Genomic DNA, 16,512 nt, shown 5'->3' with positions numbered 1-16,512 from the left:
TATTTTACGTTAATTTTATGCTGAAAGAAAGAATAATTTAGATTTATCCACAGTTTTGAATTTGGATTTTTTACAAAAAAGAGCATCTAGGAATGCTCTTTTAAGAGACTTCATCAAACGAGAATTAACGACTTTCCCAATTTGAAGAAGTAGAAACACTGCATGTCGTTCCTTTCTCCCAACATTTTTGTCCTTGGCTATTTAGCACCACTGCTCCATTACCATCTTGAACTGTATTCGGGGTTGGGACTGCCGTAAGCGTCCAAGTTTGATCGAGTGGCGCAAGGGTGATGGTATATACACTTCCTGAAGCAGGATAGGCTTTACTCACTGTGCCATTGTCCAATCTTGCGTTGGTATAATTATGATTGATGACATAATAACTCTGTAACCGTTGGGCTATTTGCATCATTTCACTTTGCACATCTGCCCGATTGGTACGGATTTTGTACTGTGTGTAAGATGGATAAGCAATTGCTGCCAAGATGCCAATAATTGCGACAACAATCATTAATTCAATTAAAGTAAATGCTAAAGAGTATTTTTTCATTACCATGACTCGCTATAACTGCCGCAATTTGCATAACCTGTCACTACATCTTTGACTTTTGTCATACAACGTATACCTGTATTGCTTAAAAGCAGATCGTAATTACGTGGCTGTTTTGGCTCACCATCACTATCCTTAGCCCGCTCTAGCGACATTACCCAGCTCAAACCGTTCACACTCGCCGAATCTGCTGTTTCTTGACCATCAGGTCCTTTAACAATCGTTAAGGGCTTATGTCCTGTTCCTCCATTCGCCAATGTCAACGTATATTTCGCAGTGGAACTCGTTGAGCCTAGTGGCAACAACAATTGACCCGTCGTTTTATTATAATAACTGGCAGTTGTAGGATTTCCATCAGCATCCGTCTCTGTATATACATACAAATAACTAGCATCAAAACCTTTATAACCAAAATTCCTTGATTTAAACCGTTCAAGCTCTGCAGCAATACGCAAGGCTTCTTGTCTCGCGATTGCCAAATCTCGTCTTTCCATGTATTGCGTATAATTAGGATAAGCGATGGCAGCAAGAACTGCCATAATCACGATAACAATCATCAGTTCAATAAGTGTAAATCCAGCATTGCGGTTGAGGCGGGCGAATCCCTGCTTGCAAGTTTTTAACTCACAAGCAGAGTTCGCAACTATATTCGACCTGTGCAAAAAAACCACCCTAGCGAAGTATTTTTTCATGCTTTACCCCTTAACGAGTTTCATACCAACGTAACTGTCTAAGTTTCGCTGTGGTGGTAAACTCCTGACATTCAGGTAAATTTGGGCTAGTGGTACAATTGAGCGTGTTAGGGCGGTTTACAATCAACCCAGTATTATTGGCACTACTACGTCCTTGACCTAAACCAGCACCCAAAATACCCGCACCAAGTTTTACGCTATTCGGCACCCCAGATGTGGTTGTATTAAATGGACATTTTCCTGTAGGCAAACAGAACTGATAGACATAGCTGTCACCTTTGACACCTGCACCACACGAACCACCAATACCTGTACCATCACGATGAAACACATTGACATACAACATACCATCTAAGGCATATAGCTCATTCATTCCTTTATAAGCACCTGCAGTACTTGAATAGGTATATTTCCAACCGCTATTTCCATTAATTGCAACACCTGTACTCATGTTACTGTTTAAGGAAGACAGCGCAGTCCGGGTGGTTAATGTTGGCGTACCATAAAGATCCATTTTTGCAACGTCTTTATCATAAGCCACAAATACGCCATCTACTGCACTGGTTGCTGAACCCGCCTGATTCGTGCCAGCCGCCCCAACCAATGGTGAACTGCGATTACCTGAGCTAAACGCAACGGCAGCAACATAGCCATCATCGCTGTCATGTATAGACACACTTGGCATTTCATAGAAGCGAGGGCTTGCCCCACCTGTTGCATGTTCATCAAATAAGCGTACAACACGTTTAGCAAAATTCGCTTTTTTAGCACTTGCGGTCGTACCTGTTGCTGCATTATTTAAGTCGACACGGAAACCTTGTCCACCTAAGTCACCAAAGTATAAGTTGTCGACCAAACCGTCGCTATCACGGTCAATGGCATTGATCTGACTGACTACACTATATTTCATGTTAATGCTCGTTGCACTGACATTGGTATAGGCTTCTGCACCACCTGCTGCTGTTGCATTGGCACTGGTCCACCAAAGCAAGTCGCCATTATTGGCATCAAACATATATACGCCCGCACCGCCGCCTGTTGTAGTATTTTGGTCATAAGCCGCATCTTCATAACCAGGGTCATAACCCCCACCCACAAACATGACCAGTTTCTTGACCCCACCAAAATTCACATAAGCAATGGTCGGTTTAGACCAGCTTTGTCCCATATAGCTTAGAGCGGTTACACCTGTAGTTGTGGAACTTGATTTATAAATTTTTGAGTTGGCTGGGTCGATGTGAAATTTGAGCTCTGGATTATCTAAGTCAGATAAATTCAAAGCGTAATAACTTTTGCCTCCCATACGCAAACCACCATAGACCCACTGCAAACCTTTAATGGCAATATCATCACCACTGGCATTTTGTGCAACACGACCTGAGTCGTTAACGGTCAATGTTCCATCTGCTTTTGCAACATACTGGGTATAAGCCGTCCACGGTGCATCTATACCGTAGAACAGGTTATTTTTGCCCAAGGTAGTACTGGTTTCAGATAGAAAAGCATTCTTTTGATTTTGCATCATTTCGTTTGGCGCAAAGGCAAAAACCTCTTTACCACGATTTGCATCAGTTGCATTTTTGCCTGCCCGTACGACATGCAATAATCCTTGTGTACTACCGAATAATAAGTAATCGTCACGATCAGTGGTGTCAATAGTGCCAGAAGTGTATGAAATTTTACCTGACTGGGTGAGCAAAATAGGAGTGGAGTGCATAACCGAACCGACCTGACGCAGTTCAGGTTTGGTCGCAAGATCTGCTAAAGTGACTATACCTGTGGTGGCAACATTATAGCCGAGCAGGTTCAACCAATAGTTTTTATCTGGGTCATTGGCAAATAACGCTGTAGTGCCCGTACCAAATAAAGTCGTCACATTGACTTTTTTCAGTGAACCGATTTCACTTGCTGCATACGGAGCCGCAGTACCTGTAATTTCCCGATTGGTATAAAGAGTACGGTTGGCAATTTTTTCATTTGCGCCATTGGTGCTTAAACCCAAAGGCAATTGTCCTTTCATGCCCTCGTCGGTCCAAAGCCCTTTGGCGGCTGCGTCAAGCGAACCATCTGACTTAATTAAGCGAATAGTTTTGCTTGCATTATATAGTTCGCCGTTAAAAATATGATATTTATTCATATTCCCAACCCAAAGCTGGGTCGATTCCTGCGGTTTCGGCAAAAATGAAGCGTAATAACCATAAGGCTGAATGCGTAATGGATTTAAAGCATCTTGCGGTAAAGTCGGTGAACCTGTTGCAACAGGGTCAAAGGGAGGTTTAGTATCATCCACGAAATATTTAATACTATCTATAATATCTTGGGTAGATTGAGCAGAATAAAAACCACCGTTACCAAAACCACCTACGTTACTAGGTAATTGAGCATGTTGTTTAGCTCCCCAGTTACAAGCATTTTTAGCATCTCCAGATAACTGAGAACAGTCATAATAAGGCTTAATTTTCTTTGTTAGTGGATCTTCTAATAGTTTAAGAGTATTTTCATTAACAATAAAATCTTTACCAAAACCTACTACTGCAGTTTTTATATTGTAATCAGACCGTATTTTTTTAGCGAACGCTCCCACATAACTCATTTGATTATTATCTTCACTTCCATTAGGCAACCCACCTGAATCAGAAAAATCACTACTAAGACCTAATGCTCGTCTCATTAATTTAGATGAATTATTCGAACTGTTGGGTGCACCATCAGTCAAGAAATAAATACCTTGACCATTACATGTGTCTGTTGGGGAAGGTAGAGTTGTGCCAAACGGTGATTTATATTTATTGTCTTGCTTTATATCTGTAGTATTAGATTTATCAAAACCACTACCAGCATTCTCACTACTGCCTTTAGTTGTCCTACCTAACATATATGCACCAATCTCAGCATAAGCATGGGCTGTAGGTGTACCACCATATGGGGATAAATTGACAATAGCCTTAATTAAATTATCACTATGCGTATTATCCATCGGCTTTGCTGCAACTAGAATTCGTCCAGTACTTCCATCAGCATTACTTGAGGTTTCAATACTTGAAGTTGAACTAGAATACTGCCCCAATCCAATAAGAATATTATTATCTTTAATTTCAGCATCTTGAAATACTTCAATCAAAGCATCTTTTAATCGAGTTAACCGGTCGAAACATCGCAGTTCAGTGCCTGACTCGGTACAAACACCCTTATCTTTTAGTCTTGTATATTCCGATGATGAATTTCTTACCCTACAATAATATCTTGTGTAATTAACAGTCGTGTTATCCGATAATGTAACAGTTTTCACCTCTGTACGGATATTCGAATTACTTTCATATCTAGTGGAATTTGCATTCACACAAACTCCATAATCTTCCTGTAAACTATTTGTGGAATGAGATCCAGTAAAAATTCCGAAAAATGTACTATAATAAAAAAGACCATTACCCATACTACCTGATGTATCGAGCATCATGGTAATCGTGGTTTTGCCACTAGTCGTATTACTATAAATATCAATATCACTAGCTTGTGCAGACACGCTGTAACATACAGCTAGAGTCATGAACATTGACACCGCAGCTGAAAGCGTATTTTTATGATTTATTTTATCCATCTTTAAACCCTTTTTCTTTACGATACCAGCTTCGGCTGACCGCCAACGGTATAGTCCGAATGCTGCATGTTATAGGGAATACCTAACCCATCAAAACATGCCCCCACGGCCGAAGCCCGCTGCTTAAAACAGTTCTCTATTTGCGTAGTAGTCGCACCTGCAAAACCTGGTAAGACTGAAATGACAGTCGCGCCGATATTATGCATGGTTACCGGCACATGACTTTGTCCAAGACTTGTTCCTTTTGGCACACCACCAAATGGTGTAGAGGTTGTTGCATTTTTGGTTAAATACACTTGTGACAACACTGCAGAACGCCCCATTGCAAATTGATTGGCTTTACAAAAGCCATCAACACCAATCTTGGTCGTTGATCCATCCTCTGTAATCGCGCTAGCTTTAGATAATTTAAAGAAAGAATTTTCCGATGCGCGATAGCAAAATACCAATTCGTCATTTGTATTGGCAGACGAGTTAAAATAAGCAAACATACCATCCAGAGCCAATTGTCTTTCAACCTCAGCAGGGTTTTCAATATTAAACAACGCTGAATCGGAGTTTTCTAACAACAACGCATTCACCTGACTATTAGTTGCAATTTTTAAGCCCACAATCCCCATTTTTACCGCTATAGTCCCCAGTAATGTGATAACGATCAAAATGACCAATACCGTAATGAGTGTTGCACCTTTTTGTTGTTTCATGATGATGCTCCCAAGGTATTACGAATGGCGACCACTTGATTTACCGCCTGACGCAAATATCGCTTATTTACTGCTACATCCCCTGAAAGCGTGACTGGAGTTCCAGCAACATTAAAGCTGGTTTGAGTATTTAAATTTGCATCTGCCCCAATTGTTCCTGTAGACCGAGACAGAATACCAATCTCCATAGAAACAACATTCAAATAGGTTTTTGAACAGGTATCTTCAACTATTGGGGTGGCACAAGCTGCACGGATTGTCTCCATCGCAGTAATATATTCATTAATCGTCATATACCGTAACTGACCCGCAGGATTTTTTACCCCTAAGCGTACTTTAAACGCATCGACCCGCTGCATAATTTGTTGTGCATTGGTATTTAAACCGACTAGCCCTGCACCATCATAAGAAGCAGCATCACAATACAGCGAGTACGAGGTCGGCTCACCCGGTACTTGTTGTGGACTTTCTGCCACATAATAACGTTGCACAATGGTTTTCGAGGACGCATTCGTCACCTGTACGCCTTCACAATTAAAAATCTCACTGCTTGCAGGGACATATTGTATAGTTAACCGATCACTTGTCCCAGTAGTGTTGTCAGTATCCTTATTTTGCAAAGTAACAAATTCAGCTTCTAAATTAGGTGTTGCTTGCAATGCAGTTGGTAGATTTTCTTTTTTAAAAATAATCCCCGAACCATTGTTATAATTATTCACCCTATGTGAAGAGGCAGTATTTAAATTGGTATGTCTCAAATCATGTGTAACGAGCGACATTCCAAAGTTAGCATTTTGCTGCAACTCACTCATGCCAGACTGTAAACCCAAAGAACGCTGACTACTCAAAAACACAGCCAAACCTGCGGCAACAATTAACAATCCTAATGCTAAAGCAATCATCAACTCCATGAGGGTGAAACCTGAGGTATATCGCTTATGAGCCATAGTTATATACCTCCATGATGATGCATTTCGCATTTGGCACATAGGCTGCACCATTGGTGCAATCAGAACTACTTGTACCATTGGTCGCAGTTGTTTCTTCCCACGCCACATAAACACATTTACGCACTAAGGTAGATCCTTGACAATTAAGCACATTCATGCTCATACCCAAGCCAGTTGCACGGCTGCTTACTAGTCTAAAATCGTATTTAGCCATATCTTCAGGGGAGCAAAATGCAGTTGCGCAATTCGTGGTATCGGTATTCGCAACATATCCCACCAACCCATCCCGATTCATACGCATCCGCTCCGCCAAATCTCGGGCAATATTGGTCGCCTGAACATTCATCGTCGCTTCGTTGCTAGCCGTGATGGCTCTAATTTGTAATGCCACAAACCCCAATACAGCAATACTTAGAAGTACTAAAGCCACAAGCACCTCCACCAACCCAACTCCCGTTTGACGTTTCATCATTTTTATTATTCCTTCCCCTCAAGTCGGACAACTTGTTGCCGCTTTATTGTAAACAACCGTTCCACCCTTTTGTACATACACATATGCTTTTAACGCAGCATCACTACTGTGTTCAAAAATAAAGCACTGTCCGTTTGTGGAAACACTGGTCTGCCCCAAACGATTAAAAGTCACACTGCTATCCCCACTCGTTTTTGTGACATGCGTTGGCACCCAAGTTTTAAAAGGTGTTGCCACACTACTATCTAACGCTACGACCCGATCACTCTGTTTAAAGATCGCTTCTGATCTCGTTTCGCTCAATAAATCCACAAAATCACGGGTATCGCTTCGCAATTGATTACTCCGAACCATTTGGATAAAAGACGGAGCCGCCATCATCGCGATAATTGCCATCACCGCAATGGTCACCATAAGTTCTATGAGTGTAAAACCTTTATTTTTTTGCATATCATCCCCAAGGCAACCCTTTACCTCATTAAAAATAGTATCCAATTAGATTACAAAACCCACACAAATAGAGATGAATGGCATAAAAAAACAGATAACTGCAAAAAATAGTTATCTATTTTTTAAAATTATAATTCAGGTGATAAGTACGTTACATTTTAAGCTTGAGTGACTGGAATACGTAACTCTTTAGGCAGGCTAAAAGTGATATTTTCTTCACGTCCATTTAGTTCTTGAGGCACGTCTGCACCCCAATCTTGTAAACGCTGAATCACCTGTTTAATTAGAATCTCTGGTGCGGAAGCTCCAGCAGTTACACCAATTTGAGACTTACCTGCAAACCATCCCTGCTTTAGCTCATCGGCATTATCGACTAGATAAGCCGCTTTACCCATACGCTCAGCCAGCTCACGTAGGCGGTTTGAATTTGAAGAGTTTGGAGAACCTACTACTAGAACCACATCACAACGTTCCGCCAGATCGCGCACGGCATCCTGACGGTTTTGCGTAGCGTAGCAAATATCATCTTTACGCGGGCCTTGGATCATTGGGAATTTTTGACGTAAAGCATCAATCACTTTTGCCGTATCATCAATTGATAAAGTCGTTTGCGTGACAAAGGCGACTTTTTCAGGATTTCGCACAGTTAAAGCAGCAACGTCTTCTTCGTCTTCTACTAAATAGATATCACCGCCATTTTTCTTGTCATATTGACCCATGGTACCTTCGACTTCAGGGTGACCCTCATGACCAATCAGGATCGCTTCTACACCTTCACGGGCATATTTGGTCACTTCAATATGTACTTTAGTGACCAACGGGCAAGTCGCGTCAAAAACTTTTAAACCACGGCGTTCAGCCTCAAGCTGGACGGCTTTAGAAACACCATGTGCGCTAAAAATCACGATATTATCGTCAGGAACTTCGTCGAGTTCATCGACAAAAATCGCACCACGCTGACGTAGGTCATCGACGACAAATTTGTTGTGCACCACTTCATGCCGCACATAAATCGGTGGGTTAAAGCATTCCAGGGCACGGTTCACGATCGCAATGGCACGATCTACACCAGCACAAAAACCACGTGGGTTGGCTAAAACAATTTCCATAGAATCCTCAATACTCACACCATTTTTAGCGGTTCAATTGAAATAAATGTAAACAATCGACTGACAACTATTTAGTTTAAAGCCGCTCTACTCTAAAATAGAGAAGATATTTTATCATATCAGGAAAAATATCATGTCGGGTCTCTTGTTTGTCGTTTCTGCAGCGTCTGGAACAGGCAAAACATCCCTTGTTAAAGCCCTACTTGAGCGTGTCAACAATCTTCACGTTTCTGTGTCACACACCACACGCGGTCAACGACCTGGCGAACTCGATGGCGTACACTATCATTTCTCCAATAAAGACGATTTTTTAAATCTGGTCAATGAAGGTGGTTTTATCGAATACGCCGAAGTATTTGGTAATTACTACGGTACCGCGCAGGCCACAGTCAAAGAACAACTAGCCAAAGGCCATGATGTGCTACTGGAAATTGACTGGCAAGGTGCACAACAGGTTCGTCGACTTTTTCCTGAATCTAAACAAATTTTTATCTTGCCACCAAGCCAGTTCGACTTGCGTGAACGCCTATCTAACCGTGGTACTGATGCTGTGGATGTGATTGAACATCGTCTAAGCTGCGCGGTAGAAGATATGCAACAATATAGCAACTTTGACTATATCATCATTAATGATGACTTTAATAAGGCGCTGCATGACCTGGAAGCGGTGATTATCGCCAATCGTCTGGTGCTGAGTCAGCAAGCCAACCGTCATAAAAAACTGATTCAGAAACTGATTACGCCGACTGAGCAGTGATTAAAACTTGAGTCTATAGACAAAGCCTTTTATACTGTGCAGTCTGTTAAAATTTATTATTCAAACGAGAATTCTTATGGCACGCGTCACCGTTGAAGATTGTTTAGACCATGTAGACAACCGCTTTGAGCTTGTACTAGTGGCAAGCAAGCGCGCGCGTCAATTGGCACGTCAAGGTATTGAACCAACTGTAGAATGGGACAATGATAAACCGACTGTTGTTGCTTTACGTGAAATCGCTTCAGGTCATGTATCAAAAGACATTTTGAAACAACGTGATCAAGACTATCAAACATCAAGTCTGGATCTTGCACTTTCTGCAAATAATCTAAACTTAGACGGTTTTTCTTTCCAATAAGAGATCGTCACTCAAAAAGCCTAGTTCTAAACTAGGCTTTTTTTGTTATGTGACTTTTATATTTATGCCAGAACGGTTATAACATAAGGGTTAGCTATCAAGTTTGAATGGGTTTTCTGCTCTGTAGCAGCAAAAAACTATCAAGCCAGGAAATTCACATTTCTAGAATGCTTTCACGTTTTATTTGTAAAAAATTCAGTTGAAAAAGGTGTTTTATGCCAGGCCCACAGGTCAGTCAAGCCAAGCAGCAGTTAGAGATCATTATCGATGCGTATTTAAGTGAAAGCGATGTCGAACGTGTGCTTGCGGCCTGTGATTATGCAGATATGGCACATGACGGGATTGTGCGTAAAAGTGGTGAACCTTATATTTTACATCCGATTGCGGTCAGCTGTATCTTGGCACATATGCGTTTGGACACTGAAACCTTAATGGCCGCCCTGCTGCATGATGTGATTGAAGATACCGAATTTAACAAAGATGATATTAGCAAGATTTTTGGTTTTACCGTCGCTGAACTGGTCGATGGTGTCACCAAACTGAGTCATTCGAGCGATAAAGAATATAATAAAGCGGCTTCTTTCCGGAAAATTCTGCAAGCGACTTTACAAGATCCACGTGTCATTATTGTGAAACTGGCCGACCGTTATCACAACATGACCACTTTGGACGCATTGCGCCCCGACAAACGCGCGCGTATTGCCCGCGAAACCTTTGAAATTTTTGTTCCCATGGCCCGTATTGTCGGCATGAATGAAATGGCCGATAATCTGGAACATCTTTGTTATCAGAATCTAGATCTGGACATGTATAACAATGTGCAGGCCGCCCTGTTGGAAACCAAGCCAAAACGCTGTGAATATCAGGCTAAATGGGAAAAAAACCTGACCGAACTGCTGCAACAGAATGCCATTCAGGGCCGAATTAAGAAGAAAAATAACAATATTGAGCTACTGCGCCACTTCGTTAAAAATGACATCGATCTACAAGAATTAACTCACAGCCATGCTTTTGAAATTATTTTACAGAGCATTGCCGATTGTGACCGACTGGCAGAGATTCTGACCCATAGCTTTAAGATTCAAAGCTATGAAGACCATATCCGTCGTCCATTACCGGGTGGCAACCAGTCCCTGATGATGCGACTGAAAGGCGAAAAGACGACCTTGTCGCTCACCATTCAAACAGAACTCATGCGTAAAGCGGCACGCTTTGGTGTCGTACTCGGTGAAAGTGCCCCGCAGGCCTGCCGCTCTGCGATTCAGGCCTCGATGCAGAATCTGAATGTTCTGGTCGATGGTGAATGCGCCAAAACGACTTTTAGTGAATTACTGGATTATTTACATCAGGAAAAAATCTGGGTCTATACCCCGCACGGCCATTTACATGAATTGCCACAAGGCGCCACGGCGGTTGACTTTGCTTATGCCGCGAGTTTATTCCTAGGCAATCATGCGGTGGGTGCAAAAATTAATAATGAAACCAAGCCCCTTTCAACACCTCTAGTCAGTGGTCAGGTGGTAGAAATCATTACTGATGTCTTGGCCACTCCAAATCCGGATTGGCTCAGTTTTATTAATACCCAGAAAGCTCGTCGTGCTATTCAGAATATTCTGCGCGATCAGGATCCAGATGAGCAACGTTTGGTCGGACAACAGGCTCTCAATCGTGCCTTGAAATTGTTCCATCGTTCTATTCGTGATCTGACGGAAGCAGACTGGAAAAACCTCTTAGAATGGCGCCATGTTTCCAGTAAAGAGCAGCTGTTTGAACAGATTGCAGTCGGTGATTTATTACCGCAACTGGTGGCCAACCATTTATTTGCCCAAGATCAGCATCAGAATATTGCCAGCTCAGACCGTCTGATTCAGGGAACGGAAGGTGTCGATGTCAAATATGCACATTGCTGCAATCCTGTGCTGGGTGATCCAATTCAGGGGCATTTGACCCGTCGCGGTCTGATTGTGCATCGTGCGCGCTGCCATAACCTGCTGCATGAACAGCATCAGCATCCAGAAAATATCATGTTGTTGCAGTGGACCTCTGATGATCTGGAAGATATCAGCTTTACTGCCTATCTCAGCATTGACCTGGACATGAATGACGAGCAGATTTCCGACCTGATTTACCAATGTCGTAAAGCGCATTCCGGGGTGGAAATGGTGCGCACTCAGGATGACAAAACTTACGTCAATATCGTGGTGCATAACCGTAAACAGATTGCACAGATTATCCGGGATTTACGCATGTATTTCGGTTTCCCGCGAATTATCCGTCTGGCACAGCCCGTCGTTTTCAGTGAAGCCTCTAAAGCGAGTTAATCATTTAAAACGATAGTGCTTTGATCGGCCGAATTGATCGAATATGATGTATGTCGATGATAAAAGGAGAAATTAATGTCCCGCCAAGTAATCCATACTGAAAATGCCCCTGCTGCGATTGGCACTTATTCGCAAGCCATTTTAGTGGGTGATACCTTATATCTATCAGGTCAAATTGGCCTGGATCCTTATAGTATGGAACTGGTTGAAGGCATTGAAGCTCAAATTCGCCGGGTGTTTGATAACTTAAAAGCAGTCTGTGAAGCCGCTGGTGGCTCTTTGGCAGATATTGCCAAACTGAATATTTTCCTGACCGACTTATCTCACTTTCAACTGGTCAATCAAATTATGGGTGAGTATTTTGCCCAGCCCTATCCAGCACGTGCCGCTTTAGGTGTGGCCAGCCTGCCTAAAGATGCCTTGGTTGAAATGGATGGCATTGTCATAATTAATCAATAAGTTATAAAAATTACTCAATCCCCACCCTGCAATATCTCATTCTAAATCATGAATCGCTTTTGTGTGGAAATCCGAGCAGTACTTGGATTTCCGCTCAGGTGGTGATTTTTTATCTAAATCATCAATCATGATAAAAGCTATTTCAAATGATTTTTATTGACAAACGATAACAATTATCAATAATATTACTTATCTTATTTAATCACTGTGGTTGTGTCCTATGTACGTTTGTCTATGCCGCGGCATTACAGATCAAGACATTAAAGATGCTATTGCAAATGGCGCTGAAAGTTATCGTGATGTCCGCGATATGTTGGACTTGGGAACTTGCTGTGGTCGCTGTGCACCAGAAGCCCGCATGATCATCAGTGATGAGGTTTCACAAATTGCAGCACGGCTAGCAGTTGCAGCATAAATTTAAAAAGATTTCTCCCTATAAGCATAATGAAAAAACAATGATCTTTGGTCATTACTCCTCCCCCGCCTTTGACTCTGGCGGGTTTTTATTGCCATTCATCTGAGTCTGAATGGATTCGATGTCGATTTTCATTTGCTGTTCCTTGACATCCTCACCTCTTTAAATAGAGCTGATTCCTCCTGCGAGACGCTTATGCCCAAGCGCAAGTATGTTCTTAGCACTATTCAAGTCCCGATCCAGAACACTTGAACAGTTTTCACATTCCCATACTCTTATTCGCAAATCTGTTCTACCTTTCGGACTGCTTGCAGTGACCTCGCCACAGCACGAACACATTTGGGTTGTGAAACTTTCACTAACTTCTTCAAACCATACTCCTGCGTTCTCGCATTTATACTTGAGCATGGTCTTGAATGCTGAAAATCCGGTATCCAGAACAGACTTCGCCATCTTGGTTTTCACCAGTTTTTTCGCACTCAGATCGCCTACAACAATTAGTGCATTTTTCTTTATAAGCATCGTACTTGCTTTGTGCAAATGGTCTTTACGACAGTTTGCAATCTTGGCGTGTAATGCACGGACCCGTTTTCTATTTTTCGCTCGTTGAGCAATCCCTAATTTCTGTTCATATTGACGGTAGAACTTGGGATTTGAAATTATCGTACCATCCGAACAAGTGGCTATATCCTTTAAGCCCAGATCAATCCCAATCAAATTAGTCGCACTCGATTTCTCAATTTTAGAGCTATTCACAACTAAGCAGACATACCAGCGGCCACGCGCATCCTCGACAAACGAACCAGTCTTGATACTGTAATTTGACAGTCCATAGCTATCCCATATTTTAAACTGATGCTTGCCATACTGGATATGGCCATCAGCATACTTGATTGCTACTTTCTTAAAGGGTATCCAACCTAGTGATCTTCTGGCTGATTTCTTATGACTGACCCGCCATTTTAGTTTAGTCTTCTTGAATTGCTTTCTGCGTATGACTAATTCTTCGGTAACAGCCTGAATGGTTTGACTATGTAACCCACAAAGCCTAGATGTACCTTTCGTATATTCAGCAATATCGTAAGCACTGAGAAATTCACCTTTTCTTTTAAGGTGTTTAAAGCTTAAATCATTGACATAATTCCAGACGAAATTCACTTCAGATGCTAATTGCTCTAATATCTTGGAATGTTTATCTTTAATGCGTAATTTAAGTGTTTTCATGCGATTATTTTATCAATGAAAATAACCAATAGAATATCCAAAGTTAAAAATGTTAATTTGAAACGACATTTCATGTCGTATGGCTTAGGTCACTCATTTATATCCCTGCCTTGAAAACGAGGTTTTACGTTTGATTTGATAAATTACTCGCCATTTGCCCCTGACTTGCTTTACTATCAGGATTAGAGCGCTTTCTTAGAAAGATAAAACAGGTCCAAATGGAGTTATGCGATGAAAGGCAATCGTGATGTGATTAATCAGCTCAATCAGGTGTTGTATCACCACTTAACTGCCATTAACCAGTATTTCCTGCATTCGCGCATGTTTAATGACTGGGGCATTGAGAAACTGGGCTCGGCAGAATATAAAGAATCCATTGTTCAGATGAAACATGCCGATAAAATTATTGAACGTATTTTATTTTTGGAAGGTCTGCCGAATTTACAAAATCTGGGCAAACTGTATATTGGTCAGTATACTCAAGAAGTGCTGCATTGTGATGTACGCAAAGTCAAAGAGAATATTGAAGCCATCCAGAAAGCAGTGGCATTGGCTGAAACCCAAATGGATTATGTGACGCGTGATCTGGTTCAGGAAATCCTAGAGAAAGAAGAAAACTATCTGGACTGGACCACAACACAAATTGATTTGATCGAAAGCATTGGCATTGAAAACTATATTCAAAGTCAGCTCTAAACTTAAAATTAAGCCAAGAAAAAGCCAGCATCTGCTGGCTTTTTTTGTATTTAGCGAGACATATCCTGCGTTAATTCCTCATAACTCATTTCAGTTTTCTGAATGGTCTTTAAGCGTTGCAGCTGATGCTTGGCCTCAGCCTCGTAGCCATTAAAAGCTAAGAGTTTGGCATATTTGATCAGGTTATATTTGGTTGGATAGCTCAAGACCATTTGTTCACCTTCCTGAATCTGTTCAACAGACGCTTTGCTATAAGGATTTAAACGAATCCAGCCAATGCGATGATTAAACTCGGTCAGCAGATAGATCGGTTTTTCATTGGTGATTTTTTCCTGCTGCTTTTCATAACGAATACTTTGTCCGAGTTTTGGTACTGCAACGTCATAATCCCGATAAATCACAATCAATAGAAGTAACCCAACAGCAAAAGTGAATTGCATGCCGATTGATGGCATAACCACTGTTTTAATTTTTGGATTTTGTGCCAGAACCGTACCCAGAATAAAACCGACTGGCAGCAGGAAATAGGCATAATGCTGTGGAAACTCAAACATGGCATGTGTGACAAATGCTCCAATCATCAAAATTCCAATGACAGACTCTGGCGTATTGACCCAGCGTTGCAACTGATAGCCCAAATAACCAAAGTAGGCCAAGAAAGGCAGACCGATGATCAGTCCATTCCAGAGCAAAAAGTCCAGAATAAAATTATGCGCACTTCGAATCCAAACTGGGCCTTGTATGGTATCGCTGATCGAGACAAAAGCCACACTGGTCTGATACCAGCCATAGCCAAACCATGGCTGCGCCTGAATTGCGGCCAGCATCTGCTGCCAGATGGCGAGTCGTGACATATCTCCGGTAGCACGAGATACCACATCCCTGCTTTGTACGATGTCCGTATTCATCGCCTGTGCAGCCAACTGACTGAGTAAAGGAAAGGCCACAATACATGCAATAAAGAAAATGAACCAAGCGATGCTGTAATACCATTTCAGGCGAATAATGCCTTTATATTGATAAATGGCAAGATAAATCATGATGGCTATGGCAGCTACCCACGAGGTACGGGATTGGCTAAGCGCGATGCCCATAATGATCGATAATGCGCAAGTCATTAACCACTTTGTTTGAATCTTTTTCTTTTCATAAAGATATAGGCAACTCATCAGCGACATAAGTAAAAACGTCGCCATATTATTTGGCTGGGCAAAATTGGCATAGGGACGTTGAGTACCACTGATATTCACCATGCCTACCAAGACTGAATCCAGATTTATCCACTGACATAGAGCAATTAAGCCTGTAATGGTGCCTGACACCAAGAATACATAGCTTAAATGGGTAAAGGTTTCTTCTCGGCTATTGTTTCCTCTAGAAAAATTATAGCCAAGTACACTTGCCAGCCAAAAGCTAAAAACAAAAATAAAGCCCATCATGGCAGTGCTAAAGAAAAATACCTGTCCTGTCAGAAAATGTATCAGTGGTACACAGGCGAGTAGCAATAATGGCAGACTGAGAGCTGGAATTTTGAGTTTTTCTTTGAGGCAAATTGCAGCTAAAGCAAATAGTGCAAAAAAGGCATATAGCTCACCCGTATATGTCACCCAAGGCCGATAATGAATGGGCATGAGCCATGCAAGGGAAATGAGGATTGCTGCTATTAGAGCGAGCATAAATTTCATGGAAATATCAAGCGGTAGAAGTTTGGCACATGATAAACAAAAAGCAGATTAAAGGGGAATCTGCTTTTTGTT

The 16,512-nt window shown here is 41.7% G+C and carries 16 protein-coding genes; 6 read left to right on the top strand and 10 right to left on the bottom strand.

Annotation, left to right across the window (positions count from 1 at the left end; genetic code table 11):
• Window positions 1-124 precede the first annotated feature (124 nt).
• The 8 genes from F995_RS01400 to ispH form a co-directional block, all read right to left on the bottom strand.
• Window positions 125-550 carry a type IV pilin protein gene (locus F995_RS01400; protein WP_004644984.1) on the bottom strand — a complete coding sequence of 142 codons (426 nt, stop codon included), beginning with the start codon at window positions 548-550 and terminating at the stop codon, window positions 125-127.
• Window positions 550-1,242 carry a type IV pilin protein gene (locus tag F995_RS01395; protein ID WP_004644983.1) on the bottom strand — a complete coding sequence of 231 codons (693 nt, stop codon included), beginning with the start codon at window positions 1,240-1,242 and terminating at the stop codon, window positions 550-552. The genes F995_RS01400 and F995_RS01395 overlap by 1 nt, the downstream gene beginning before the upstream one ends.
• 10 nt (window positions 1,243-1,252) lie before the next feature.
• The gene (locus tag F995_RS01390) at window positions 1,253-4,840 is read right to left on the bottom strand and encodes a pilus assembly protein (RefSeq protein ID WP_004644982.1); all 3,588 of its coding nucleotides are present in this window, start codon (window positions 4,838-4,840) and stop codon (window positions 1,253-1,255) included.
• A 17-nt stretch (window positions 4,841-4,857) separates the two neighbouring features.
• On the bottom strand, window positions 4,858-5,544 hold the full coding sequence (locus tag F995_RS01385; protein ID WP_004644981.1) for a pilus assembly PilX family protein: 687 nt from the start codon (window positions 5,542-5,544) through the stop codon (window positions 4,858-4,860).
• Window positions 5,541-6,491 (bottom strand): PilW family protein, encoded by a 951-nt coding sequence (locus F995_RS01380; RefSeq protein WP_004644980.1) that lies wholly within the window; start codon window positions 6,489-6,491, stop codon window positions 5,541-5,543. Before F995_RS01380 ends, F995_RS01385 begins: the two co-directional genes overlap by 4 nt.
• The gene (pilV, locus tag F995_RS01375; protein WP_004644979.1) at window positions 6,481-6,966 is read right to left on the bottom strand and encodes a type IV pilus modification protein PilV; all 486 of its coding nucleotides are present in this window, start codon (window positions 6,964-6,966) and stop codon (window positions 6,481-6,483) included. Before pilV ends, F995_RS01380 begins: the two co-directional genes overlap by 11 nt.
• Window positions 6,967-6,984: 18 nt before the next feature.
• Complete coding sequence (locus tag F995_RS01370; RefSeq protein ID WP_004644978.1) at window positions 6,985-7,416, bottom strand: pilus assembly FimT family protein; 432 nt, start codon at window positions 7,414-7,416, stop codon at window positions 6,985-6,987.
• A gap of 158 nt (window positions 7,417-7,574) precedes the next feature.
• Window positions 7,575-8,525, bottom strand: a complete 951-nt coding sequence (gene ispH, locus F995_RS01365; RefSeq protein ID WP_004644976.1) for a 4-hydroxy-3-methylbut-2-enyl diphosphate reductase — start codon at window positions 8,523-8,525, stop codon at window positions 7,575-7,577.
• A 133-nt stretch (window positions 8,526-8,658) separates the two neighbouring features.
• Here ispH and gmk point away from each other — a divergent pair, with 133 nt between their 5' ends.
• The 5 genes from gmk (at window position 8,659) to F995_RS01340 (ending at window position 12,835) form a co-directional block, all read left to right on the top strand.
• Window positions 8,659-9,282 carry a guanylate kinase gene (gene gmk / locus F995_RS01360; RefSeq protein WP_004644975.1) on the top strand — a complete coding sequence of 208 codons (624 nt, stop codon included), beginning with the start codon at window positions 8,659-8,661 and terminating at the stop codon, window positions 9,280-9,282.
• Between the two features lie 76 nt (window positions 9,283-9,358).
• Window positions 9,359-9,640 carry a DNA-directed RNA polymerase subunit omega gene (gene rpoZ, locus F995_RS01355; protein ID WP_004281186.1) on the top strand — a complete coding sequence of 94 codons (282 nt, stop codon included), beginning with the start codon at window positions 9,359-9,361 and terminating at the stop codon, window positions 9,638-9,640.
• 215 nt (window positions 9,641-9,855) lie between these two features.
• Window positions 9,856-11,961 (top strand): RelA/SpoT family protein, encoded by a 2,106-nt coding sequence (locus tag F995_RS01350; protein WP_004644974.1) that lies wholly within the window; start codon window positions 9,856-9,858, stop codon window positions 11,959-11,961.
• A gap of 75 nt (window positions 11,962-12,036) precedes the next feature.
• Entirely contained in the window at window positions 12,037-12,420 is a 384-nt protein-coding gene (locus F995_RS01345) for a RidA family protein (RefSeq protein WP_004644973.1), read from the top strand.
• Window positions 12,421-12,640: 220 nt separating this feature from the next.
• Window positions 12,641-12,835 (top strand): bacterioferritin-associated ferredoxin, encoded by a 195-nt coding sequence (locus F995_RS01340; RefSeq protein WP_004644972.1) that lies wholly within the window; start codon window positions 12,641-12,643, stop codon window positions 12,833-12,835.
• Window positions 12,836-12,997: 162 nt separating this feature from the next.
• On the opposite strand, the gene F995_RS01335 is transcribed toward F995_RS01340, so the two are convergent.
• Window positions 12,998-14,059: an RNA-guided endonuclease InsQ/TnpB family protein gene (locus tag F995_RS01335; protein ID WP_004644971.1), complete on the bottom strand. Its 1,062-nt coding sequence runs from the start codon at window positions 14,057-14,059 to the stop codon at window positions 12,998-13,000.
• A gap of 231 nt (window positions 14,060-14,290) precedes the next feature.
• Here F995_RS01335 and bfr point away from each other — a divergent pair, with 231 nt between their 5' ends.
• Window positions 14,291-14,755, top strand: coding sequence for a heteropolymeric bacterioferritin subunit Bfr (gene bfr, locus F995_RS01330; RefSeq protein ID WP_004644969.1), 465 nt, complete (start codon window positions 14,291-14,293; stop codon window positions 14,753-14,755).
• 50 nt (window positions 14,756-14,805) lie between these two features.
• On the opposite strand, the gene F995_RS01325 is transcribed toward bfr, so the two are convergent.
• Window positions 14,806-16,440 (bottom strand): PglL family O-oligosaccharyltransferase, encoded by a 1,635-nt coding sequence (locus tag F995_RS01325; protein ID WP_004644968.1) that lies wholly within the window; start codon window positions 16,438-16,440, stop codon window positions 14,806-14,808.
• Between the last annotated feature and the right edge of the window lie 72 nt (window positions 16,441-16,512).

The sequence above is a fragment of the Acinetobacter sp. CIP A162 genome (assembly GCF_000367905.1).
GTDB classification, from domain to species: domain Bacteria; phylum Pseudomonadota; class Gammaproteobacteria; order Pseudomonadales; family Moraxellaceae; genus Acinetobacter; species Acinetobacter lwoffii.
Note: the sequence above shows the minus strand (reverse complement) of the source record. Positions and strands in the feature narration are given on the sequence as shown.